At 31.2% G+C, this 20,856-nt stretch carries 18 protein-coding genes; 4 read left to right on the top strand and 14 right to left on the bottom strand.

Annotated features, from left to right (window positions below):
- Positions 1-7 precede the first annotated feature (7 nt).
- From ACFQ1U_RS02035 to ACFQ1U_RS02015, 5 genes are all read right to left on the bottom strand, one after another.
- Complete coding sequence (locus tag ACFQ1U_RS02035; protein ID WP_386104786.1) at positions 8-2,224, bottom strand: RelA/SpoT family protein; 2,217 nt, start codon at positions 2,222-2,224, stop codon at positions 8-10.
- Positions 2,225-2,402: 178 nt separating this feature from the next.
- Positions 2,403-4,640, bottom strand: coding sequence for a M1 family metallopeptidase (locus tag ACFQ1U_RS02030; RefSeq protein ID WP_386104784.1), 2,238 nt, complete (start codon positions 4,638-4,640; stop codon positions 2,403-2,405).
- A gap of 69 nt (positions 4,641-4,709) precedes the next feature.
- Positions 4,710-5,204, bottom strand: a complete 495-nt coding sequence (locus tag ACFQ1U_RS02025) for a DUF6702 family protein (protein ID WP_386104782.1) — start codon at positions 5,202-5,204, stop codon at positions 4,710-4,712.
- A 30-nt stretch (positions 5,205-5,234) separates the two neighbouring features.
- The gene (locus tag ACFQ1U_RS02020; RefSeq protein ID WP_386104780.1) at positions 5,235-6,047 is read right to left on the bottom strand and encodes a carboxypeptidase-like regulatory domain-containing protein; all 813 of its coding nucleotides are present in this window, start codon (positions 6,045-6,047) and stop codon (positions 5,235-5,237) included.
- A 2-nt stretch (positions 6,048-6,049) separates the two neighbouring features.
- A complete protein-coding gene (locus ACFQ1U_RS02015; RefSeq protein ID WP_386104778.1) occupies positions 6,050-6,826 on the bottom strand; it encodes a carboxypeptidase-like regulatory domain-containing protein in 777 nt (258 codons plus the stop codon).
- Positions 6,827-6,897: 71 nt separating this feature from the next.
- On the opposite strand from ACFQ1U_RS02015, the gene pepE reads away from it, so the two are divergent.
- Positions 6,898-7,599, top strand: coding sequence for a dipeptidase PepE (pepE, locus tag ACFQ1U_RS02010; RefSeq protein WP_386104776.1), 702 nt, complete (start codon positions 6,898-6,900; stop codon positions 7,597-7,599).
- 38 nt (positions 7,600-7,637) lie between these two features.
- Here pepE and folD read toward each other — a convergent pair whose 3' ends face one another.
- From folD to ACFQ1U_RS01990, 4 genes are all read right to left on the bottom strand, one after another.
- A complete protein-coding gene (gene folD, locus ACFQ1U_RS02005; protein ID WP_386104774.1) occupies positions 7,638-8,513 on the bottom strand; it encodes a bifunctional methylenetetrahydrofolate dehydrogenase/methenyltetrahydrofolate cyclohydrolase FolD in 876 nt (291 codons plus the stop codon).
- A gap of 86 nt (positions 8,514-8,599) precedes the next feature.
- Positions 8,600-9,928, bottom strand: a complete 1,329-nt coding sequence (gene ffh, locus ACFQ1U_RS02000; protein WP_386104772.1) for a signal recognition particle protein — start codon at positions 9,926-9,928, stop codon at positions 8,600-8,602.
- 124 nt (positions 9,929-10,052) lie between these two features.
- Positions 10,053-10,469: a peptide-methionine (R)-S-oxide reductase MsrB gene (gene msrB, locus ACFQ1U_RS01995; protein ID WP_386104770.1), complete on the bottom strand. Its 417-nt coding sequence runs from the start codon at positions 10,467-10,469 to the stop codon at positions 10,053-10,055.
- A 68-nt stretch (positions 10,470-10,537) separates the two neighbouring features.
- Complete coding sequence (locus ACFQ1U_RS01990) at positions 10,538-11,410, bottom strand: alpha/beta hydrolase (protein WP_386104768.1); 873 nt, start codon at positions 11,408-11,410, stop codon at positions 10,538-10,540.
- Positions 11,411-11,522: 112 nt separating this feature from the next.
- On the opposite strand from ACFQ1U_RS01990, the gene ACFQ1U_RS01985 reads away from it, so the two are divergent.
- The 3 genes from ACFQ1U_RS01985 (at position 11,523) to katG (ending at position 16,211) form a co-directional block, all read left to right on the top strand.
- The gene (locus tag ACFQ1U_RS01985) at positions 11,523-12,371 is read left to right on the top strand and encodes a M48 family metallopeptidase (RefSeq protein ID WP_386104766.1); all 849 of its coding nucleotides are present in this window, start codon (positions 11,523-11,525) and stop codon (positions 12,369-12,371) included.
- 76 nt (positions 12,372-12,447) lie between these two features.
- Positions 12,448-13,743 (top strand): MFS transporter, encoded by a 1,296-nt coding sequence (locus ACFQ1U_RS01980; RefSeq protein WP_386104764.1) that lies wholly within the window; start codon positions 12,448-12,450, stop codon positions 13,741-13,743.
- A 212-nt stretch (positions 13,744-13,955) separates the two neighbouring features.
- Positions 13,956-16,211 carry a catalase/peroxidase HPI gene (gene katG / locus ACFQ1U_RS01975; protein WP_386104762.1) on the top strand — a complete coding sequence of 752 codons (2,256 nt, stop codon included), beginning with the start codon at positions 13,956-13,958 and terminating at the stop codon, positions 16,209-16,211.
- Positions 16,212-16,298: 87 nt separating this feature from the next.
- On the opposite strand, the gene ACFQ1U_RS01970 is transcribed toward katG, so the two are convergent.
- Genes ACFQ1U_RS01970 through ACFQ1U_RS01950 form a run of 5 tightly spaced genes read right to left on the bottom strand, consistent with a single transcriptional unit; the run spans position 16,299 to position 20,856 of the window.
- The gene (locus ACFQ1U_RS01970; RefSeq protein ID WP_386104760.1) at positions 16,299-16,868 is read right to left on the bottom strand and encodes a type 1 periplasmic binding fold superfamily protein; all 570 of its coding nucleotides are present in this window, start codon (positions 16,866-16,868) and stop codon (positions 16,299-16,301) included.
- Between the two features lie 12 nt (positions 16,869-16,880).
- Positions 16,881-19,274, bottom strand: coding sequence for a TonB-dependent receptor (locus ACFQ1U_RS01965; RefSeq protein ID WP_386104758.1), 2,394 nt, complete (start codon positions 19,272-19,274; stop codon positions 16,881-16,883).
- Positions 19,275-19,318: 44 nt separating this feature from the next.
- Complete coding sequence (locus ACFQ1U_RS01960; protein ID WP_386104756.1) at positions 19,319-19,591, bottom strand: hypothetical protein; 273 nt, start codon at positions 19,589-19,591, stop codon at positions 19,319-19,321.
- Positions 19,592-19,640: 49 nt separating this feature from the next.
- Positions 19,641-20,420 carry a TerC family protein gene (locus ACFQ1U_RS01955; protein WP_386104754.1) on the bottom strand — a complete coding sequence of 260 codons (780 nt, stop codon included), beginning with the start codon at positions 20,418-20,420 and terminating at the stop codon, positions 19,641-19,643.
- Between the two features lie 13 nt (positions 20,421-20,433).
- A complete protein-coding gene (locus ACFQ1U_RS01950; protein WP_386104753.1) occupies positions 20,434-20,856 on the bottom strand; it encodes a hypothetical protein in 423 nt (140 codons plus the stop codon).

The raw sequence follows: 20,856 nt of genomic DNA, 5'->3' as shown, positions 1-20,856 counted from the left end.
AAGATGTTTACATTGTATTAACACGATCTACTTTTAGTACACCGTCTACTTTTTTAATCTTTTCAACCAGTTTATTTAACTGTGTTTTGTTTTTAATAGTTATAGATAGTTTACCATCAAAAATACCTGCATTACCTGAGATATTTATAGAGTTAATAAACACATCCATATTACTAGATATAATTTTAGTTAAGTTGTTAACTATTCCTTTATTATCTACTCCAGAGATGTGAAGTATGACAGAAAATTCTTGCTTGGTAGAGTCAATCCATTTAGCTTTTATGATTCTGTAGGCATAATTAGATTGTAATGATATAGCATTGGGACAATTGTTTTTATGTACCTTAATTCCATCATTAATAGTTATAAAACCAAAAACATCATCACCAGCAATGGGTTTACAACATTGTGCTAAGGTATAATCTAAACGCTCTTCTTCTTTACCAAACACTAAAGCGTCATATTTATTTGTTACTTCTTCATTATCAGTAATATCTTTACCACCGTTTCTTTTAAATGGATTTTTTAAGAAATTCATGAAGGTACTTGAGCGCTGCTTAACAAACTCTTTTAACTGTGTATTGTCTATGGCACCGTTACCAATTCTGTAAAACAGGTCGAAGCTTGTTTTTAGGTTGAAATAGCTGGCAATTTCATGTACAATTTTCTCATTATACGTAATTTTTAAATGCCTTAATTTACGTGCTAAAATAGCTTTACCTTCTTCAGCAATATTTTTTTCTTCGGCTTTTAATGCTGATTTAATTTTGGTTCTAGCTCTTGCTGTAATTACAAAGTCTAACCATCGAGTATTTGGTTTGTTGGTAGGCGAGGTTAAAATATCTACCTGATCACCACTTTTTAACTCGTGACTTAGCGGAACTAATTTACCATTTACTTTTGCTCCTCTACATTTTAAACCAACATCTGTATGAATAGCAAAAGCAAAATCTAAAGAAGAAGCACCTTTAGGTAATGATTTTAAGTCACCTTTAGGTGTAAATACATAGATTTCTTTAGCATATAGGTTTAGTTTAAAATCTTCTACAAAATCAACTGCATTTAAACTTTGATTTTCTAGCGTTTCTTTTAGTTTATTTAACCAACCCTCTAAACCTGTTTCTTTGGCGTCTCCTTGTTTATATTTAAAGTGTGCTGCGTAGCCTTTTTCGGCAATTTCGTCCATTCTTTGTGAGCGTATTTGAACTTCAACCCATTTTGCTTCTGGACCAACTACTGTTATGTGTAGCGCTTCATATCCGGTAGATTTGGGTTGAGAAATCCAGTCACGAAGTCGAGATGGATTGGGTTTGTAAAAATCAGTTACAATAGAATAGATTTTCCACGCATCAAATTTCTCATCTAAACTAGTTGGTTTGTAAATAATTCTTATAGCAAACTTATCGTACACTTCATCAAAAGAAACATTTTGCTTTAGCATTTTTCTTCTGATAGAGTATATAGACTTAAAACGTCCTTTTATTTCATATTCAAAATTTTCTTTGGAAAGGGCTTCTTTAATTTTATCAGTAAATCGATCAATATATTGCTGCTGATCTTCTTTACTCTCTTTAATTTTAAATAAAATGTCATTGTAAACATCAGGTTCTGTATATTTTAAACCTAAATCTTCTAATTCGGTTTTAATATTATATAAACCTAATCTGTGAGCAAGTGGTGCATAAATATATAAGGTTTCAGAAGCTATTTTTACTTGCTTGTAATTAGGCATAGCATCCATAGTTTGCATGTTATGCAATCTATCCGCTATCTTAATTAAAATAACCCTTACATCATCGTTTAGGGTTAATAACATTTTTCTAAAATTCTCTGCTTGAATAGAATAATCTTGCTCTTTTTTTAGCTTAGAAATTTTAGTTAAACCACTTACAATTCTAGCAACTGTTTCACCAAACAAACGTTCAATATCTTCAACAGTGTAGTGTGTGTCTTCAACAACATCATGAAGTAAAGCAGCAGCAATAGAAGTAGCTCCCAAACCGATTTCATATGCTACGATTTTAGCAACAGCAATTGGATGAAAAATATAAGGTTCTCCAGATTTTCTTCGTTGTTCGGAATGTGCCTCTACAGATACATCAAACGCTTTTCTGATCATTTTTTTGTCCTCTTCAGAAAGTGTTTGATAGGTTCCTTTTAACAGGTCTTTATAGCGATTTGCTATCTCTTTATTTTCCTCTTCTTTCGTTGCGCTGTAACCCATATTAAACAACCGTTTTATTTGTTTTTTTGTTGTAAAGTGAATTTAATATAAAGAAATGTATTTAACAAGTCTTTTATTTAGAGAGTGCAAATAGAAGTATTTTTTTATAATTATTATAAATAATCAACAAAAAAACGCAACTAATTAGTTGCGTTTTTAAATTTTATGTAAGTAAAAATTAGTTTTTTACAGATTTTTTAAATTTATCAAACTTATTTTCAGTTTGTTTAGGCCAGCTATTGTTAGAAGTATCAATATCTGCAGTTTCTAAATCTGGATCTACTTGGAAACTCTTAATTTCTTTGTCAGATGTATATACTTTGAATACTTTTTCATCATTTTTTCTCCATATTTCAGCAGGATACTTTTCACGCTTTTTCGTACCATCAGCATAGGTTAACTCTACAATTAACGGTAAAACTAAACCTCCTGGTTTTTCAAATTCAACTTGGTAAATGTATTTAGGTATACTTTTAATAGTTGCTTTTTTATCGGCAGGTAATGTTTTTAAATAAGTGTCAATTTTCCCTGTGTTAGCATCTTCTTTTTTATCAGTTAAGAATACTAAATCACCTAATGACTCAAAATAAGCTTTAGCTCTTGGGTTTGTTTTAATTAACTCTTTAACACGGTCACTTTGTTTGTCAGTAACATATAAAGTTTTAACTTCTTTAATTCCCATATCACTATAGTCAGTAGTATAGAACCATCCTCTCCAGAACCAATCTAAGTCCATACCAGAAGCATCTTCCATAGTTCTAAAGAAATCAGCCGGAGTTGGGTGTTTAAACATCCATCTTCTAGCATAAGTTCTAAATGCATAATCAAATAATTCAGGACCCATAATTGTTTGGCGTAACATGTATAAACCAGCAGCTGGCTTAGTATATGCATTAGGACCAAAGTTTTTAACGTAGTCTCCTTGTGACATGATAGGAGATAAACGTTCTTGATCTAAGCTCATGTAACGAACTATGTCTTTTGGTAAATTACCAGTATTAAAGTTCGGATCGTAATCTAATTCTGCTAAAATTTCAACAAAAGAATTAATACCTTCATCCATCCATGTCCACTGACGCTCATCAGAGTTAACAATCATCGGGAAGAAGTTATGACCAACTTCGTGAGTAATTACTCCAATCATACCATGCTTTACTCTGTCTGAATATGTTCCATCAGGATTTGGACGTCCGTAGTTAAAACAAATCATTGGATACTCCATACCTTGTCTTTCTGAATGCACAGATACAGCTTTTGAGTATGGATAATCAAAAGTCATTTTTGAATATTCCTCTAATGTATTAGCAACTACCCTTGTAGAGTGCTCTTCCCATAAAGGGTTACCTTCTTTTGGGTATAATGAAGTAGCCATTACAGTTTTTCCATTAATATTTACAGCCATTGCATCCCAAATGTATTTTCTTGAAGAAGCAAATGCATAATCACGAACATTATTGGCTTTAAAATGCCAAGTTTTTGTTTTATTAGATTTTTTCTTTTCGTTTGCTTCAGCTTCTTTTTGTGTAACAATAAATACTGGGTTTTTAAAAGACTTTCTTGCTTTCTCAAATCTAGCGCGTTGTTCTTTTGTTAAAACGTCTTTTTCGTTTTGTAGTTCACCAGTAGCTTCAACAATATGATCAGCAGGTACTGTTAATTTAACATCATAGTCACCAAACTCTAATGCAAATTCACTACGTCCCCAAAACTGCATATTTTGCCATCCTTCTACGTTATCATAAACACATAATCTTGGAAAGAATTGTGCAATAGTATAGTTTATGTTACCGTCAGGAAAAGTTTCTAACCCAGAACGACCGCCGTCAACATTAATATCATTAATTAAATAATTCCATTTAATTCTAAATTTAAATGTTTCACCCGGAGCAAGTGGAGTAGGTAAGTTAATACGCATCATAGTTTGGTTTATAGTGTGAGATAAATCTCTACCATCTACGTATTTAACTTCTTCAATTTTAAAACCAAAATCTTTTGCTTTCCCCATGTTGTCTTCAACAAATTTAGCAGGGCTTTGCCATCCGTTAGCTCCTTTAGATTCAGCTAATGGTGTTTGCGAGTCTGGAGCACGCATATTTTGGTCTAACTGTAACCATAAATATTCTAAATTATCTTTAGAGTTATTATGGTAAGTAATAGTTTCATTACCATATAGTTTATTAGTGTTTTCGTCTAAACGAAGATCCATTACATAGTCAACTTTTTGCTGTGTGTATGCATGACCTGGAGCACCAGCAGCATTTCTTTGGCTATTTGGCGTTGCTAATTGGTCTTTTAGTTGACGGAATTTATTATCATCCGTATGACCTTTTTGAGGCCCTTTTTGTGCAGGTTCTTGTGCGAAAACCGATGCAGAAATTAAAAGAGCTGAAAGTAGTAAGGTTGTTACTTTTTTCATTGTAGTTTGAATTGATTTAAAAAATAAGCTGAAAAATACAGAATTTATGGCAGTGTTGCTGTGATTTTATTAGAATTTTAACAAACCTTTATCATTTTTTTTAGAAAGAAATAAACTTTTTCTCTCTCCATTGATTTTAGCTTTTATTAAGTTTTGTTGGTCTGAAAAATGATTTGTAAGTATAGTGTTTTGAATATCAATTGTTTTTACTTCGGAGATATTTTCTATTTCTAAATAAAAATAGATGATATTGCCATCATACTCTTTACCAATGTAGTTATAGCTTTGTTGTTTATTGTTAATTGATATTTTAAAGTGTTTTTTTAGATAGTTAGTAAATAACTCATCCACATTTTTTAATTCTTCTTTAGAGGCCAATTTTAAATCAACATTATAATCGTTATTTATAGCTAATTCAAAATCATCCATAAACACATTCATTATCATTTGAACACTCTTATTTTCAATATTATGCTCAATTTCTGTAAGTGCTAAATAATATTTATGTGCTTTAAAACTAATTAAAGTTATACTTAAGAATAAAATAGCTGTTAATTGTTTCATATGATTTTTATAATCTAATTTGATGCCAAATTACTCTTTTTTAATAATATCTAAATAAGTTACGTGCTCTTGCCTTAAAATTTTTATTACCTCTAAGGTTTTGCCTTTTTTGTAAAGCTTTTCTATACCAAGCGGATTACAATATTCTAGAAAATGATAATACCGATCTACAGGTATTTTTAATTCCTCAAAAAAGAACTTTTCCCCTAATTCACTTAATAATTTTTTAGGCATACCTTCTTTAAAGGCAAGATCTTCTCTAAGAGCCCAAAGTTTTTCGGAGTTTTTCCAGGGTATGGTTGCTGCACCTCCAACTCCTGCAAATGCTGCGGTAGGATCTGTCATTAGACGTGAATCTGGTGCTTTTGTTCTTTGTATTTGATCTATGGGTTCTATTCTGGGCGCATCCATGTCAATATTTGAAAAATCCATAGTACTTTTTAAAGCTTTGGCTCTTCTGTCAACAGGTGTTTTTTTTTGATCAGATTCTAAATTACCTGTTAAATCATGTTTTTTAACTTCAACTTCATCTAATTCAATAGTAATTTTTTCTAAATTAAAATTGTTGTTTTGAATACTAAAGTGTTGATTGTTAACCTTTATTTTAAAGGTTTTATATCCAACTGAGCTAATATGAATGCTGTCATTTTCTTTAGCAGTTATTGTAAACTCTCCATTAATATCTGAATAAGCCCCTCTTTTTTGAGATTTATTGATAACATGCGCATCGGGAACAGGGCCTAATTTGTCTAATACAAAACCATGTAAAATTCGATTCTTATTTTGAGAATAGATAACTAATGATGTTAACAATAATAAAGTGGTTAGTAGTTTTATTTTCATGTTTATTTTTTTGTGATTCGTGTGCTATCTTTGTTTTGATTGTAATTAAAATATTTACTTCTTTCTACAAATACTGTAGTGAGTTCTAAGTATTTTTCTTGACTATAAAGTTGTAAAATCCCTTTACTGTAACAAAAGTCTAAAAAGTAATTAATTTGTTCTTTACTAATGTGTAATTGTTTTATGAAAAAGCCATCAGTATAAAAAGTTCTTATTTTATTTAAAACTTCTTGTTCCTTAGTAAGTTTTTGTAACAGTTTTTTTTGTTTGTTTTTTCCACTTAAACTATTGTAAACCCCATTAATATTAACTGTTAAACCAGATCTAATTTTTATGGTTTTTTCTTTGTCAGCCATTGATTTCGCATAAGGCAATTTTAACGTTTTGGCGTTTATTTCTGGTGAAAAATTAGTTTTAATGTCACTATCGATATCAAAAATTCCTTTTCTATCATTAATAACAACTTCATCTAAAAGATACGTCTTTTTTTCTAAAAATAAATTAATCAGTTCTGATTTAACATTTTGTTTAGTAATATTAAACTCTTGTATTTCATAGTTTAAATGTGAGATTAAAAGTACGTCACCTTCATTAGCTATTATTTGAAAAAAGCCTTTGTTAGATGAAGTAGTTCCTATTTCTTTAGTTTTATTTAAAATATGAACATCTTCAACCGGAATACTATCAATAAATACTGTTCCTTGAATAATTTTAGGTGTTTTTTGCCCAAATGAATAAAAACTGATAATGAGAATTAAAATGAAGCATAGTTTTTTCATGCTACAAATAAAGTTGCAATAGGTCTTAAAAATGTTTTAAAGCTGTGGTAAACTTTTGTTAATTTTGAAAAATGAAAAAAATAATAATAGCAAGTACATCTACTGTTCACGGAAGTGATTATTTATCTTATATTTTACCAACGTTGGCTACTTTTTTCAAAGAAGTATCTACAATTTTGTTTATTCCTTATGCAAGACCTAGTGGGATTTCTTATGATGATTACACTATTAAAGCAAAAAAAGCTTTCGAAAAAATAAATATAAAAGTGAAAGGGATACATGAATATAATAATCCTAAAGATGCAGTTTTAAAAGCTGAAGCAATTTTTACCGGAGGAGGTAATACTTTTGAGTTGGTTAATCAATTATACAAACAAGATATTATTAATAGTTTGCAGGAAGCGGTTAATGGAGGAACTCCTTATTTAGGAACAAGTGCAGGTAGTAATATTTGTGGAGTAACTATGATGAATACTAATGATATGCCAATTGTTTATCCACCAAGTTTTACTACACTAGGCTTTATACCTTTTAACATTAATGCACATTATTTAGATCCAAACCCAGATTCAACTCACATGGGTGAAACAAGAGAAACTAGAATTAAAGAGTATCATGTATTTAATACAACACCAGTTTTAGGTTTGCGTGAAGGTAGTTGGTTAGAAGTAATTAATAAAGATATTGTATTGCGTGGAGATTACACCGCAAGGTTATTTAAAGCTAATGAATCACCTAGAGAAATACCAAGTAACTCAAAAGTAATAGTATAAAAAAACCAACTTTTAAAAAGTTGGTTTTTTGTTTTTTATTAAGCTCTTCTTTTGTTAGCTAATAGTGTGTTTTTTAACAACATGGCTATTGTCATTGGACCTACACCTCCCGGAACAGGAGTAATGTGAGAGGCTTTTTCTGCTACTTCGTTAAAAGCTACATCGCCCACCAATCGATATCCACTTTTTTTAGAAGCATCAGCAAGTCTTGTAATTCCTACATCTATAATTACAGCATCTTGTTTAACCATATCAGCTTTTAAAAACTCAGGAATACCTAAAGCTGCGATAATAATATCTGCTTCTCTTGTTATTTGAGACAAATTTTTTGTTCTACTATGAGTTAATGTTACAGTTGCATTTCCTACTTTTCTTTTTTGAGATAATAGGATGCTCATTGGACTTCCTACAATATGACTTCTTCCAATAACAACTACATTTTTGCCTGAAGTTTCTATATTGTAACGCTCTAAAAGTTCTAAAATACCAAATGGTGTTGCTGAAATAAATGTAGGTAAGTTTAGTGCCATTTTACCTACGTTTGTAGGATGAAAACCATCTACATCTTTATCCGGATCAACAGCCATTAAAACTTTTTGTTCGTCTATATGATCGGGTAGTGGAAGTTGAACAATAAATCCGTCAATATCATTATCTACATTTAAAACTTCAATTTCGTTTAATAAATCTTCTTCAGAAATATTTTCAGGTAACCTAATTAATGTAGATTCAAAACCAACGCGTTCGCAGGCTTTTACTTTAGCGTTTACGTAAGTAACACTAGCGCCATTATTACCAACTATGATAGCTGCTAAATGAGGTACTTTTTGCTCGTTTCTTTTTAATTCAGCAACTTCTAAAGCAATTTCTTCTTTAATGTCTGCGGATGTTTTTTTACCGTCTAATAAAATCATTGTATGTGTGTTGTGTTGTATTTGTTGTTGTTACGTTTTCTTTTTAAAGCAAAAAGAGAAGCATAAGCTTCCCTTTTTTGTGTTTTTTATTTCATGCCGCGCATCATTTGCATCATACGTCTTCCGCCGCCACCTTGCATCATTTTCATCATTTTGCTCATTTGATCAAATTGCTTCATTAGTTGGTTCACTTCTTGAATAGTGGTACCAGAACCTTTAGCAATTCTTTTTTTACGGCTCGCATTTATTACAGATGGTTTACTTCTTTCTTCAGGAGTCATAGAATGTATTATTGCTTCTATGCCTTTAAAAGCATCATCATCAATATCAACATCTTTTAAAGCCTTACCAGCTCCAGGTATCATACCAACTAAGTCTTTCATGCTACCCATTTTTTTAATTTGTTGAATTTGACTCAAGAAATCATCAAAACCAAATTGATTTTTCGCTATTTTTTTCTGAAGCTTTCTAGCTTCTTCTTCATCGTATTGTTCTTGTGCACGTTCTACTAAAGATACAACGTCTCCCATTCCCAAAATACGATCTGCCATACGATTTGGGTGGAATACATCAATAGCATCCATTTTTTCACCTGTACCAATAAACTTAATTGGTTTATCAACTACAGATTTAATAGATAAAGCAGCACCTCCACGAGTATCACCGTCTAATTTGGTTAATATAACTCCATCAAAATTTAAAACATCATTAAAGGCCTTTGCAGTATTTACAGCATCTTGCCCCGTCATAGAGTCTACAACGAATAGAGTTTCTTGTGGTGTTATTGCTTTGTGAATGTTAGAAATTTCAGTCATCATTTCTTCATCAACAGCTAAACGTCCAGCGGTATCAATGATTACCACATTTTTACCATTTGCTTTCGCATGTTTGATAGCATTTTGAGAAATTTCTACAGGATTTTGATTTCCTTCTTCGGCATATACTTCTACACCAATTTGCTCACCAACTACTTTTAACTGGTTTATTGCGGCAGGACGATATATATCACAACCTACTAATAAAACTTGTTTTGTTTTTTTTGTTTTTAAGTAGTTAGCTAATTTACCTGAAAAAGTAGTTTTACCAGATCCTTGTAAACCAGACATTAAAACAACAGTAGGATTTCCACCAAGGTTAATACCTACGGTATCTCCACCCATTAATTCAGTTAATTCATCTTTTACGATTTTAACCATTAATTGACTTGGGTTTAACGTAGTTAATACGTTTTGACCAAGTGCTTTTTCTTTAACTGAATTGGTAAATTGTTTTGCTATTTTAAAGTTAACATCGGCATCTAACAAAGCACGTCTAACCTCTTTAATGGTTTCAGCAACGTTAACTTCCGTAATTTTTCCGTGTCCTTTAAGCGTATGAAACGCCTTATCTAATTTATCACTTAAATTATTAAACATCTGTGTCTACTTCATTTTTAGAGGCACAAATATAGCTATTTAATTGGTATTTTGTAAGTTCTATTAATTAATAGTTAATAATTTGTATGTCAATTATTTTAAGTTTTAAAATAACTTTATTAGGTTATTTATTGTCAGGAATAAATTTCAAAGCAGCTCCATTAACACAATGTCTAATTCCAGTAGTATTTCTAGGTCCATCATTAAATCTATGTCCTAAATGACCACCACAAGTTTTACACTTTAGCTCAGTTCTGGCATATCCTATTTTATAATCAACATCCAATTCAATATTTTCTTTAATAGCCTCGTCAAAAGAGGGCCATCCGCAACCCGCATCGTATTTACTGTCTGATTTATATAAAGGTGTTTCACAACCCGCACAAACATAAGTTCCTTTTTCAAAAAACTGATCAAACTCACTAGTTCCAGGGCGCTCTGTACCAGCCTCTCTCAAAACATGAAATTGCATTGGAGTTAATTTCGTTTTCCATTCTTGATTTGTTTTTTCTATTTCGTAATTTTTTTTATCGTTTTCCATTTTTTTGTTTTGTGATGCGGTTTTGCAATGTGTTAATAATAAAGTGATTAAAAGCAAGTAAATTGTTCTCATAAATTATTAATAATAAAATTAGCTACAGTATTCATAGTAGTTTTATCTCTTAAAATTTTAGTATGACCTAAACCATTTGTAATTAATAAACTACCATTTTGTAAATTTTGACGAATATTTATGGCACAACTTACAGCTACATCTCCATCATTTGCGTCATGAACAACTAAAACAGGAGTTTTTATGGCTTTTGCTTTTACGGAACTTGCATAATCATCAGCAGTCAATTTCATTTTTTTATTAAAATGATGGTATAATTTCTTTCCAATTTTGGGTTGTAAACCAATGTTTGTTGTGAAATTATTAATTATGGTACTTACTTTATCTCCTGCGCCTATGGAAACAAAATTTTTTAATCCAATTTCATTAGCAACATTGTAAAGTGTCATTCCACCAAAAGAGTGTCCTACAGCACTTTCAAAAGGTCCAAACTCTTCAGATAATTGCATGATAGTTGCAATAAATTCGAGCATGTTGGTTTGTTTTCCTTCAGATTTTCCATGAGCTGGCCCATCAAAAGATACCACCATGAAGCCTTTTTCTAAGAGTTTGTCAGCAATCATAAATAATTGAGTACTTCGGCCACACCAACCATGAACCAATAATACTTTTTTAGGTGAATAACCATAGGTTAACACATCTATTTCTTTATTTAATGCATTTATTTTTACTCTTTTTTTTTGAGCACTCTTCCACATGAATTTTTCTCTTTCTGGAACTTGGAAGTTAACAGGTGTCATGAATAATTTACCTGAAAATCGCATTGCTAAGTGATTAGATATAAATTGTATACCCTTAGCTGTGTTTTTTATAAATTTAGGAACAGCTAAGCTTGGTGGCATTGTATTTAAGGTGTTGAAATTAGCCATTAGTATATTAGAGTGTAACGTTTAAACTATAAAGATAGAAATTTGTATCTTTAAATTTTAGAAAAAGCTACATCTTTGTAGTGTTGATGATAACAAAAAATCAAGAAAGAAAATGAAGAAAATTTTAATTACCGCATTAGTATCTGCTTTTTTTATTCAGTGTAGTACAGTGCCAATTACAGGAAGAAAACGAGTAAATTTTGTTAGTGATGCTCAAATTTTACCCATGAGTTTTCAACAATATGATGGTTTTTTAAAAGAAAATAGTAGCAAAGTAATAAAGAACACACCTCAAGCAAAAGAACTTGTAGAAGTAGGAAACAAAATTGCAGATGCAGTAGATAAGTTTATGAGGGCTAACGGAATGACTTCAGAGGCAAATGCTTACAAATGGGAGTTTAATTTAATTAATGATAAAACAATAAATGCATGGTGTATGCCTGGTGGTAAAGTTGTTTTTTACACTGGAATTATGCCAATTTGTGCTAACACAGATGGTGTTGCAGCAGTTATGGGGCATGAAGTTGCACATGCCTTTGCAAAACATGGTCAAGAACGAATGTCATCTTCTCAATTACAACAATATGGAGGAGTTGCTGTGGCTATTGCAACAGCGAATGAAAGTCCTCAAAAACAACAACTATGGAGCATGGCTTATGGTTTAGGTTCTCAAGTAGGAGTTATGCTTCCTTTTAGTAGAACCCATGAAACAGAAGCAGATAAGTTAGGTTTGGTTTTTATGATAATGGCAGGTTATAAAGGCGAAGAAGCTGCAAAAGTTTGGGTAAGAATGAGTGAAAATGCTAAAAAAAGCGGACAAAAAGCTCCACCAGAGTTTTTAAGTACACACCCATCTAATCAATCAAGAATTCAAACACTTAGAGCTTACTTACCTGAAGCTAAAGCTTTGGCTGCAAAATATAATAAGCAAGCTGCTTCTGTAGGTTCATCAAAAAAGTAACAAAATACTTTTATTATATTGCAAACCGTTCTGTTTAAGAGCGGTTTTTTTTATTGTTAAAACAAACAATTCATTTATGTATAAAATAGGAGATAAAAAACTGATAAACAGTTGGGCTTTTTACGATTGGGCTAACTCAGTATATTCATTAGTAATTAGTACGGCTGTCTTTCCCTTATATTATGATGCTATAACAGAAGGAAAGATAGTTCAGTTTTTAGGGATTGACTGGTCACACCCAAGTAGTTTATACAGTTATGCTTTGTCTTTTTCTTTTCTAATAGTAGCTTTTATTTCTCCTGTTTTATCAGGAATCGCAGATTATACAGGAAGCAAGAAGAAATTCATGCAATTTTTTTGTTGGTTGGGTGGTTTGTCTGTTATGAGTTTATATTTTTTTAAAGACGTTGATACAGTTTGGATTGGAATTGTATTTACCATTTTAGCAAGTATTGGGTTTTGGGCGAGTTTAGTATTTTACAATGCTTATTTACCTGAAATAGCTTTACCTGAACAACAAGACAGAGCCAGTGCTAAAGGATTTATTTATGGATATACAGGGTCTGTAATTTTATTAATTATTAATCTAGTTATAATTCAAAAGCCTGAATTGTTTGGAATAACAAGTGGTTTAGCATCTCGTTTATCATTTGTAATGGTGGGTGTATGGTGGATTGGTTTTGCCCAATTCACTTTTAAAAAATTACCCGGAAATATTTACAATAAAAAACCAGCGGAAGATTATTTATGGAGAGGATATCAGGAGTTGCAAATGGTTTTAAAAGAAGTTCTAGGAAATCCAAGTTTAAAAAAGTTTTTAATGTCTTTCTTTTTGTTAAGTATTGGTGTGCAAACAATTATTTTAATGGCTGCTATTTTTGGCTCGTCTGAACTAGGTTTATCTTCTACTAATTTAATTATTACCATTTTATTAGTTCAAATAGTTGCCATTGCAGGCGCTTTCCTTTTTTCTAGATTGTCAGATAAATACGGTAATATCTATGCTTTAAAAACTACCATTGTTATTTGGATGTTAGTTTGTTTTGCCGCTTTTATGCTAGATAAAAATCAACCCAATGTAGGAATATATTTTTACGGACTTGGTGGATTGTTGGGTTTAGTGCAAGGAGCCATACAATCATTAACGCGTTCTACCTATTCAAAATTATTACCAGACACTGAAGACCATGCTACATATTTTAGTTTTTATGATGTTACAGAAAAAATAGCCATTGTATTAGGTACTGCTGTATACGGAGTACTATATGCAATTACAGATTCTATGCAATGGAGTGTATTATGTTTGGCTATATTCTTTTTAGCTTCTTATATTATTTTGTCAACTATGAAAAAAACAAAATACGTTCATTAACAATTGTTATCAAATTTATTTTAAAAGCCATCTAATTTTAGATGGCTTTTTTTGTTGTTTCAGGTATTTGATTTAAGTATCTGATTTAGTGTTTCTATAATATTAATTTATAGTGAAATAAATCTTAAAAATTAATCATTTGATTTTCAATAGTTAATAAAATTGTAAATTTGAAGTAGCTAAATTTTAAAACCAAATTAATCTTAATACATATGGAAAACTATAATAATTCTCACGAATCACAATCACAAGGAAAATGTCCTTTTGGTCATGAGTCTGAAAGAGGTGGAAATGGAATCTACCCAACTCAAGAAAGTAATAGAAAATGCCCTGTTATGCACGGGGGAAATACAACCTTAAAAAATGAAGTAACTGGATGGTGGCCGAAAAGTTTAAATCTAGATATTTTACATCAACATGATACAAAAACAAACCCATTAGGAGAAGCTTATAACTATCATGAAGCATTAAAAGACTTAGATGTAGAAGCATTGAAAAAAGATATGCATGCTTTACTTACTGATAGTCAAGAATGGTGGCCAGCAGATTGGGGACATTATGGAGGTTTAATGATTCGTTTAGCTTGGCATTCCGCAGGTTCATATAGAATTTCTGATGGAAGAGGAGGAGGAGGGACTGGAAACATACGTTTTGCTCCGTTAAATTCTTGGCCAGATAATGCAAGTTTAGATAAAGCAAAACGTTTATTATGGCCTTTAAAAAAGAAGTACGGTAACAAAGTTAGTTGGGCAGACTTAATAGTACTGTCAGGTACTATAGCTTATGAGAATATGGGGCTTAAAACTTACGGATTTGCCTTTGGTAGACCAGATATTTGGCATCCAGAAAAGGATGTGTATTGGGGGGCTGAAAAAGAATGGCTAGCTCCCAGCGACGAACGTTACAAAGATGTTGATGCTCCTGAAACAATGGAAAATCCGTTAGCAGCTGTACAAATGGGATTAATTTATGTGAATCCAGAAGGTGTTAACGGAAAGCCAGATCCATTAAAAACAGCAGCTCATGTAAGAGAAACATTCAAGAGAATGGCTATGAATGATGAGGAAACTGCTGCATTAACAGCAGGAGGACATACTGTTGGTAAAGCTCATGGTAATGGAAATGCAGATATATTAGGCCCAGAGCCTGAAGCAGCTGGAGTTGAAGAACAAGGAATGGGGTGGAGAAATCCAACCGGTAAAGGAAAGGGTAGAGATGCTGTAACAAGTGGAATTGAAGGAGCATGGACTAAATATCCTACGCAATGGGATAATGGTTATTTTGACATGCTTTTTAATCATGAATGGGAATTAAAAAAGAGTCCGGCAGGAGCATGGCAGTGGGAACCTGTAGATATTAAAGAGGAAGATAAGCCTGTAGATGTTGAAGATTCATCTATAAGACATAATCCAATCATGACAGATGCTGATATGGCAATGAAAATGGATCCAGTTTACAAAGAAATTTGTTTAAAGTTTATGAATGATCCAGCTTACTTTTCAGAAACATTCGCTAAAGCATGGTTTAAATTAACTCACCGTGATATGGGACCTAAGGTTCGTTACTACGGGCCTGATGTTCCAAAAGAAGATTTAGTATGGCAAGATCCAGTTCCAACTGGAAATTCAGATTATGATGTAGCAGCAGTAAAAAATGCTATTCTAAATTCAAACTTAACAGTTTCAGAGCTAGTTGCTACAGCTTGGGATAGTGCAAGAACATTCAGAGGATCTGATATGAGAGGAGGAGCAAATGGAGCGAGAATTAGGTTAGCTCCTCAAAAAGATTGGGAAGGAAATGAGCCAGCTAGATTGTCAAAAGTGTTAGGTGTTTTAGAACCAATTGCTGATAAATTTAATGTTAGTGTTGCTGATGTTATTGTTTTAGCTGGAAATGTAGGTATTGAAAAAGCTGCTTCTGCTGCTGGTTTTGATATATCTGTTCCGTTTTCACCAGGTAGAGGTGATGCTACAGATGAAATGACAGATGCCGAATCTTTTGAATACTTAGAGCCCTTAGCAGATGGATACAGAAATTGGTTAAAGAAAGATTATATTGTGAGTCCTGAAGAAATGTTATTGGATAAAACACAATTATTAGGTTTAACAGCAGTTGAAATGACTATTTTGTTAGGAGGTATGAGAGTTTTAGGTACTAATTTTGGAGGAACAAAACATGGTGTTTTTACAAACAATGAAGGGGCTTTAACTAATGATTTCTTTGTAAACTTAACATATATGGGGTATGAATGGAAACCAACTTCAGAAGGTTTGTATGAGATTAAAGACCGTAAAACTGGTGAAGTTAAATGGACAGCAACTAGAACTGATTTAGTGTTTGGTTCAAATTCAATTTTACGTTCTTATGCAGAAGTATATGCACAAGATGATAGTAAAGAGAAATTTGTAAATGATTTTGTTAAAGCTTGGGTAAAAGTGATGAATGCAGATAGGTTTGATATCGCTTAATATTATTCAATAATTTGATTTTTTATAAAGAAAAAGGATGGTTTTATAAACCATCCTTTTCTTGTTACATGTGTGTATGTTAGTTAATTATTCAGTTAATGTTACATCAAAAGAAACACTAGCATCTGTAGAACCTCCAGCATTAGTTATGTCGCCATTACTAACTCCAGCAGCATCTTTAACTGGCTCATGTCTTAAAGTAACCGTGATTGTTCCAGTTCCAGCTGTAGCAGCTGCATTATAAACAAAGGCTAAACCAATTGGGTTACCATTAGCATCTTCGTCACTGTAAGTAACAGTTCCTAAGTTACCAACTTGATAAAATACTTGGTGCTCATCAGCTTCTGCAGCAACTTCTTCAGTAATATCCTCAGCAGGATCTTCTGTTTCGTTTAAAAACTTAACCATACCATTGTACATAACCCCTGCTGTTAAAGTACCTTGAATGGTAACAACAGGATCATTTGGTCCATCACCATCTAAATCTGTACTAGTTAAAATAACTTGATCTGTAGTATCAGCATCATTAGTTAGTGTTACTTCTACTGTTGTAATTACTTCTTCTTCGTTAATCAATATTGGGTTGTCATCGTCTGAACATGCAGTAAAAACGGTTAATCCAATAAATAAAATTGATAATAATTTAATTGTTTTCATAATTTGAAAAATTTAATAGTTAATAATTAATTGTGCTTTAAAATTTCGGCCCAATTCATCACTATAAAAACGAAGTCTGTTTAGATAATTTCTATACTTTGTATTTAATAAATTATTTACTGAAAAATTCAAACTAAATTTAGTTTTATTTATAGTAAAGCTAGCTCCTGTCTTGATATTAAAAATACTATATGCTTTTGGAGTGCTACTAATGTCTACTAAAACTTCTTCTTGTCTGACAGGTAAAAAAGTATAAAAATTATTATCTGGATATCTATTTTGTTTTGAAACATAAATATTTTCAAACGTCAAATAGATATTTTTAATTTCTTCATTTCTATAGGTAATGCTATTGGTGATTTGGAATGGAGGTATATCTATTAAGGGTGTGTTATTTGTTAAATCATCACCAATAATAAATGAAGACTTGTTACTATAAATTACATTTTTTATAAAATTGTAATTTAAATTAGTGTCTACTCCATAAATAGCAGCATTTGTTTGCTGATAATTATAAACAGGAAATGCGCCTCTAGTGGTTTTTTCAGTTCCTGTTGGTGCTATAAAAATATAGTCGTTAATAAAATTAGCATAACCTTCAGCATTAAAGTTTAATGCTTTGTTGTTGTATCGATAGGTTAATCCAAATCGATTAGATTGTTCTTGATTTAAATATAAGCTACCAATTTCAATTCTTGATGCAGAATGGTGTAAACCTTCGCTAAATAATTCTGATGGATTTGGAGCTCTGTTTGATAAACCGTAGCTAAATGCTATACTTTGGTAATTATTTAAAGAATAATTAATACCCGCTGATAATGCTAGGTTGTGATATGAAAATACAGGATTTGTTAAGTATTGATTACCTTGTTCGTTGATTACAAAATTTGCAAAATTTTGATCATAACCTAATGATTCCCATCTAGATTTTATATAAAATTTCTTAGAATCATAATAATTGAAATCATATCTAACACCAAAATCTATAAGAAAATCAGATAAGTTTATATTGCTAATAGCAAAAAGAGCCAAATCATATTTGTTATAGTCAGGTATTAATCTTCTAACATCTGTTGCAGGATCCGCAAAATTGTTTTGATATTGTAAATTAAAACCAACCTTAAATACTTTGTTAGTATTGGCGTCAAATTTAAATATACTATTAAGTGTATGAGTTTTTAAGGCTAAATCTGAAGCAGGTTTAAACTTATTTTCTCCTATTCTTTTATCAAACTCAAGTCTTCTATTTTTTTGAAATGTGTAAAAAACGTCTAATCTACCTAATCCTTTAAATCTTTTATAACCAGCAAGTTTTGCAATTTGATGTGTTACTTTTTGTTTTGGATTATTTATGTCAAAACTAAAATCATCTATTATTAAAGGTTCATCAGCTTCTAAAGCAATCACTAAATCTTCTATATTCCCAAGATGCGAAGCACTTAAAATACCGATGTCATTTTTAACTTGAGAAAGCATAATATCAAAACCATATTCAAACTTTTTTAAACCAGTTTGTAATGTTAATGATGAAGATTGTGCTCCTGTATTTGTTAAAAAATAATCTGGAGTTTCTACATCGCCAGATTTTTTATATGTACCATAAGCAGAACCATACCAACCGTTTTGTGTGTATTTATGAACTTTTGTATTTACAGAAAATAATCTACCGTTAGTTTCTTGAGTTACTATTGTTGAAGCAAACAAGGTATCTTTTAAAATAACATGTTTAGGCTCAATGGTAACAACACCACCAATAGCATCTCCAGAAAACTCTAATGCGTTAGCACCTTTGTAAACCGTAATATTATTTGCATAGTTTACATCTACATTAGGAGCGTGCTCAACACCCCAATCGTGATCTTGTAATCTAACACCATCTACTAAAATAGAAACTCTACTACTATGCATTCCGTTTATTACAGGTTTTACTATAGAAGAACCTGTATTTAGCGACGATACACCTGAAACTTCTTTTAAAGCATCACCAAGATTACCACTACTGTAATTTTCTAGTGTAGAGGTTTTAATGCTTGTAGTTTGTTTAGTAGCTGTATTTCTTTCAGTAGAACTAACATGAACTTCATCTAAGTCTTCAGTATGGTGTTCTAACAAAAATAATTTATACGTATTTTCTGTAATAGTAAGTGAAATCTTTTTGTTTTCACAAGCTATGTGAGATATCTCAATTTCTAAAATTTGATCTTCGCAAATATCAGAAAACTTAAAATATCCATTTTCATCGGTTGTTGTATACCTTTTTAAGTTTTTAATATGTACAACTGCATTGTTTAAGAATGATTTTTCATGAAAATCTTCTACTTTTCCTTCAAAAACTAAGTTACAGTTTTGAGCTACAGTAATATTAATACATAGAAAAACAAGAGGTAATAAAATTCTATGAATCATTAATAAAATTAATAGTTTTAACAAATTTGTAAATAAACGTTAAACTATACTTCAGGTGGCGCTCTAGACGATTGATTAGAAGAATGAACAACCTTTAAAATTGATGGTTGTTCGTGGCTTTTGTCAATATAAAATTGTAGAGCAATAGGCTCATAATCATTATAAACTTCCGTTGAGAATACTTTTTGTAAGTAATGCAACTGTTCACAGTCAAGATTATCATTATCATGAAAATGAGGATCATTAATAGATACACAAACAGAATGTTCATGATTTTCAAAAACATGAATTACTTGTATTGCTAAAGGAGTTAGCAATACAAGTAAGCTTACAATGGCAATATGTTTTTTAAATGATTTCAGTTTTTTATTTTTTCTTGTTGCTTCTCATTTTCATGTTTAACATTTCAACAACTAATGAGAAAGTAATTGCGAAATATAAGTAACCTTTTGGAATTGCACCAATAGTTTCACCAAATAATTTTGCGTGTGATAAATGTGCACTTTCAGCAATTAACATGAAACCTATTAGTATTAAGAAAGATAACCCTAACATTTGAATAGTTGGGTGTTTGTTTACAAACTTTCCTACTGGGTTAGCAAACAACATCATTATAATCATAGATAGTACTACAGAAACAATCATAATTATCATGGCTCCCTCAACACCATTTGTCATTCCAACTGCTGTTAAAATACTATCAAAAGAGAATACAATGTTTATTAAGGTAATTTGTAAAATTGCTTGCGATAAGGTATGTTTTTTCTTTTTTGTTTCTTCATTAATACCTTCATCAAAACCACCTTCAACTTTATGATGTATTTCTTTAGTAGCTTTATAAAGTAAAAATATTCCTCCGGCAAATAAAATTAATGCTTGTCCTGTAAAACCACCTTCAAACCAAGACCAATTTACATGAAATAATGGGGCATTCATGGCAATTAATAACGATATACCAAATAGTAACGCTATACGCAATACCATGGCTAAAAACAAACCTATATTGGTTGCTTTCTTTTGCTGATTTTCTGGTAATTTGCTAGCAGCAATAGATATAAAAATAATATTATCTATACCTAAAACAATTTCTAAAAAAGTTAGTGTTACTAATGCTCCCCAAGTATCTGCTTGTAAGAATATTTCCATTTACAATTAATTTTTAATTTTTGCTAATATACACAGTTCCGCTATTTTTAAAATTAGAATAGCCAATTTTTGCATTAAAACTGTATGAAGTGTCCGTAACTTTGGTTATTTGAACAAAAATAGGATCTTTATCTAATGCTGTTTTTGGGTTTTTCATACGTAAAGTGTATGCAAAATTATTTTTCCAGGTTACAAATAATGTATCAATATGTACTTCTTCTTTAGTATAGTTAGCACTATCATTTGAAACGCTAATTAATTTTGTGTATTTTTCTATTTGTAAAGAATCTGTACGAGTAATTGTAGTTTTTCCATAACCATCACCTGCAGGAATTTCAAAATTACCTACTTTAAAGCGTTCAGGATTACCTTCAGTTTTTGGTGAACAACCGGTTATGATAAAAATTACTGTAAATATTGATAAAAAATGTTTCAT

This window comes from Tenacibaculum geojense (genome assembly GCF_042676005.1).
Lineage (GTDB): Bacteria > Bacteroidota > Bacteroidia > Flavobacteriales > Flavobacteriaceae > Polaribacter > Polaribacter geojense.
The sequence above is the reverse complement of the archived record's forward strand: the minus strand, read 5'-3'. Positions and strand labels throughout refer to the sequence as shown.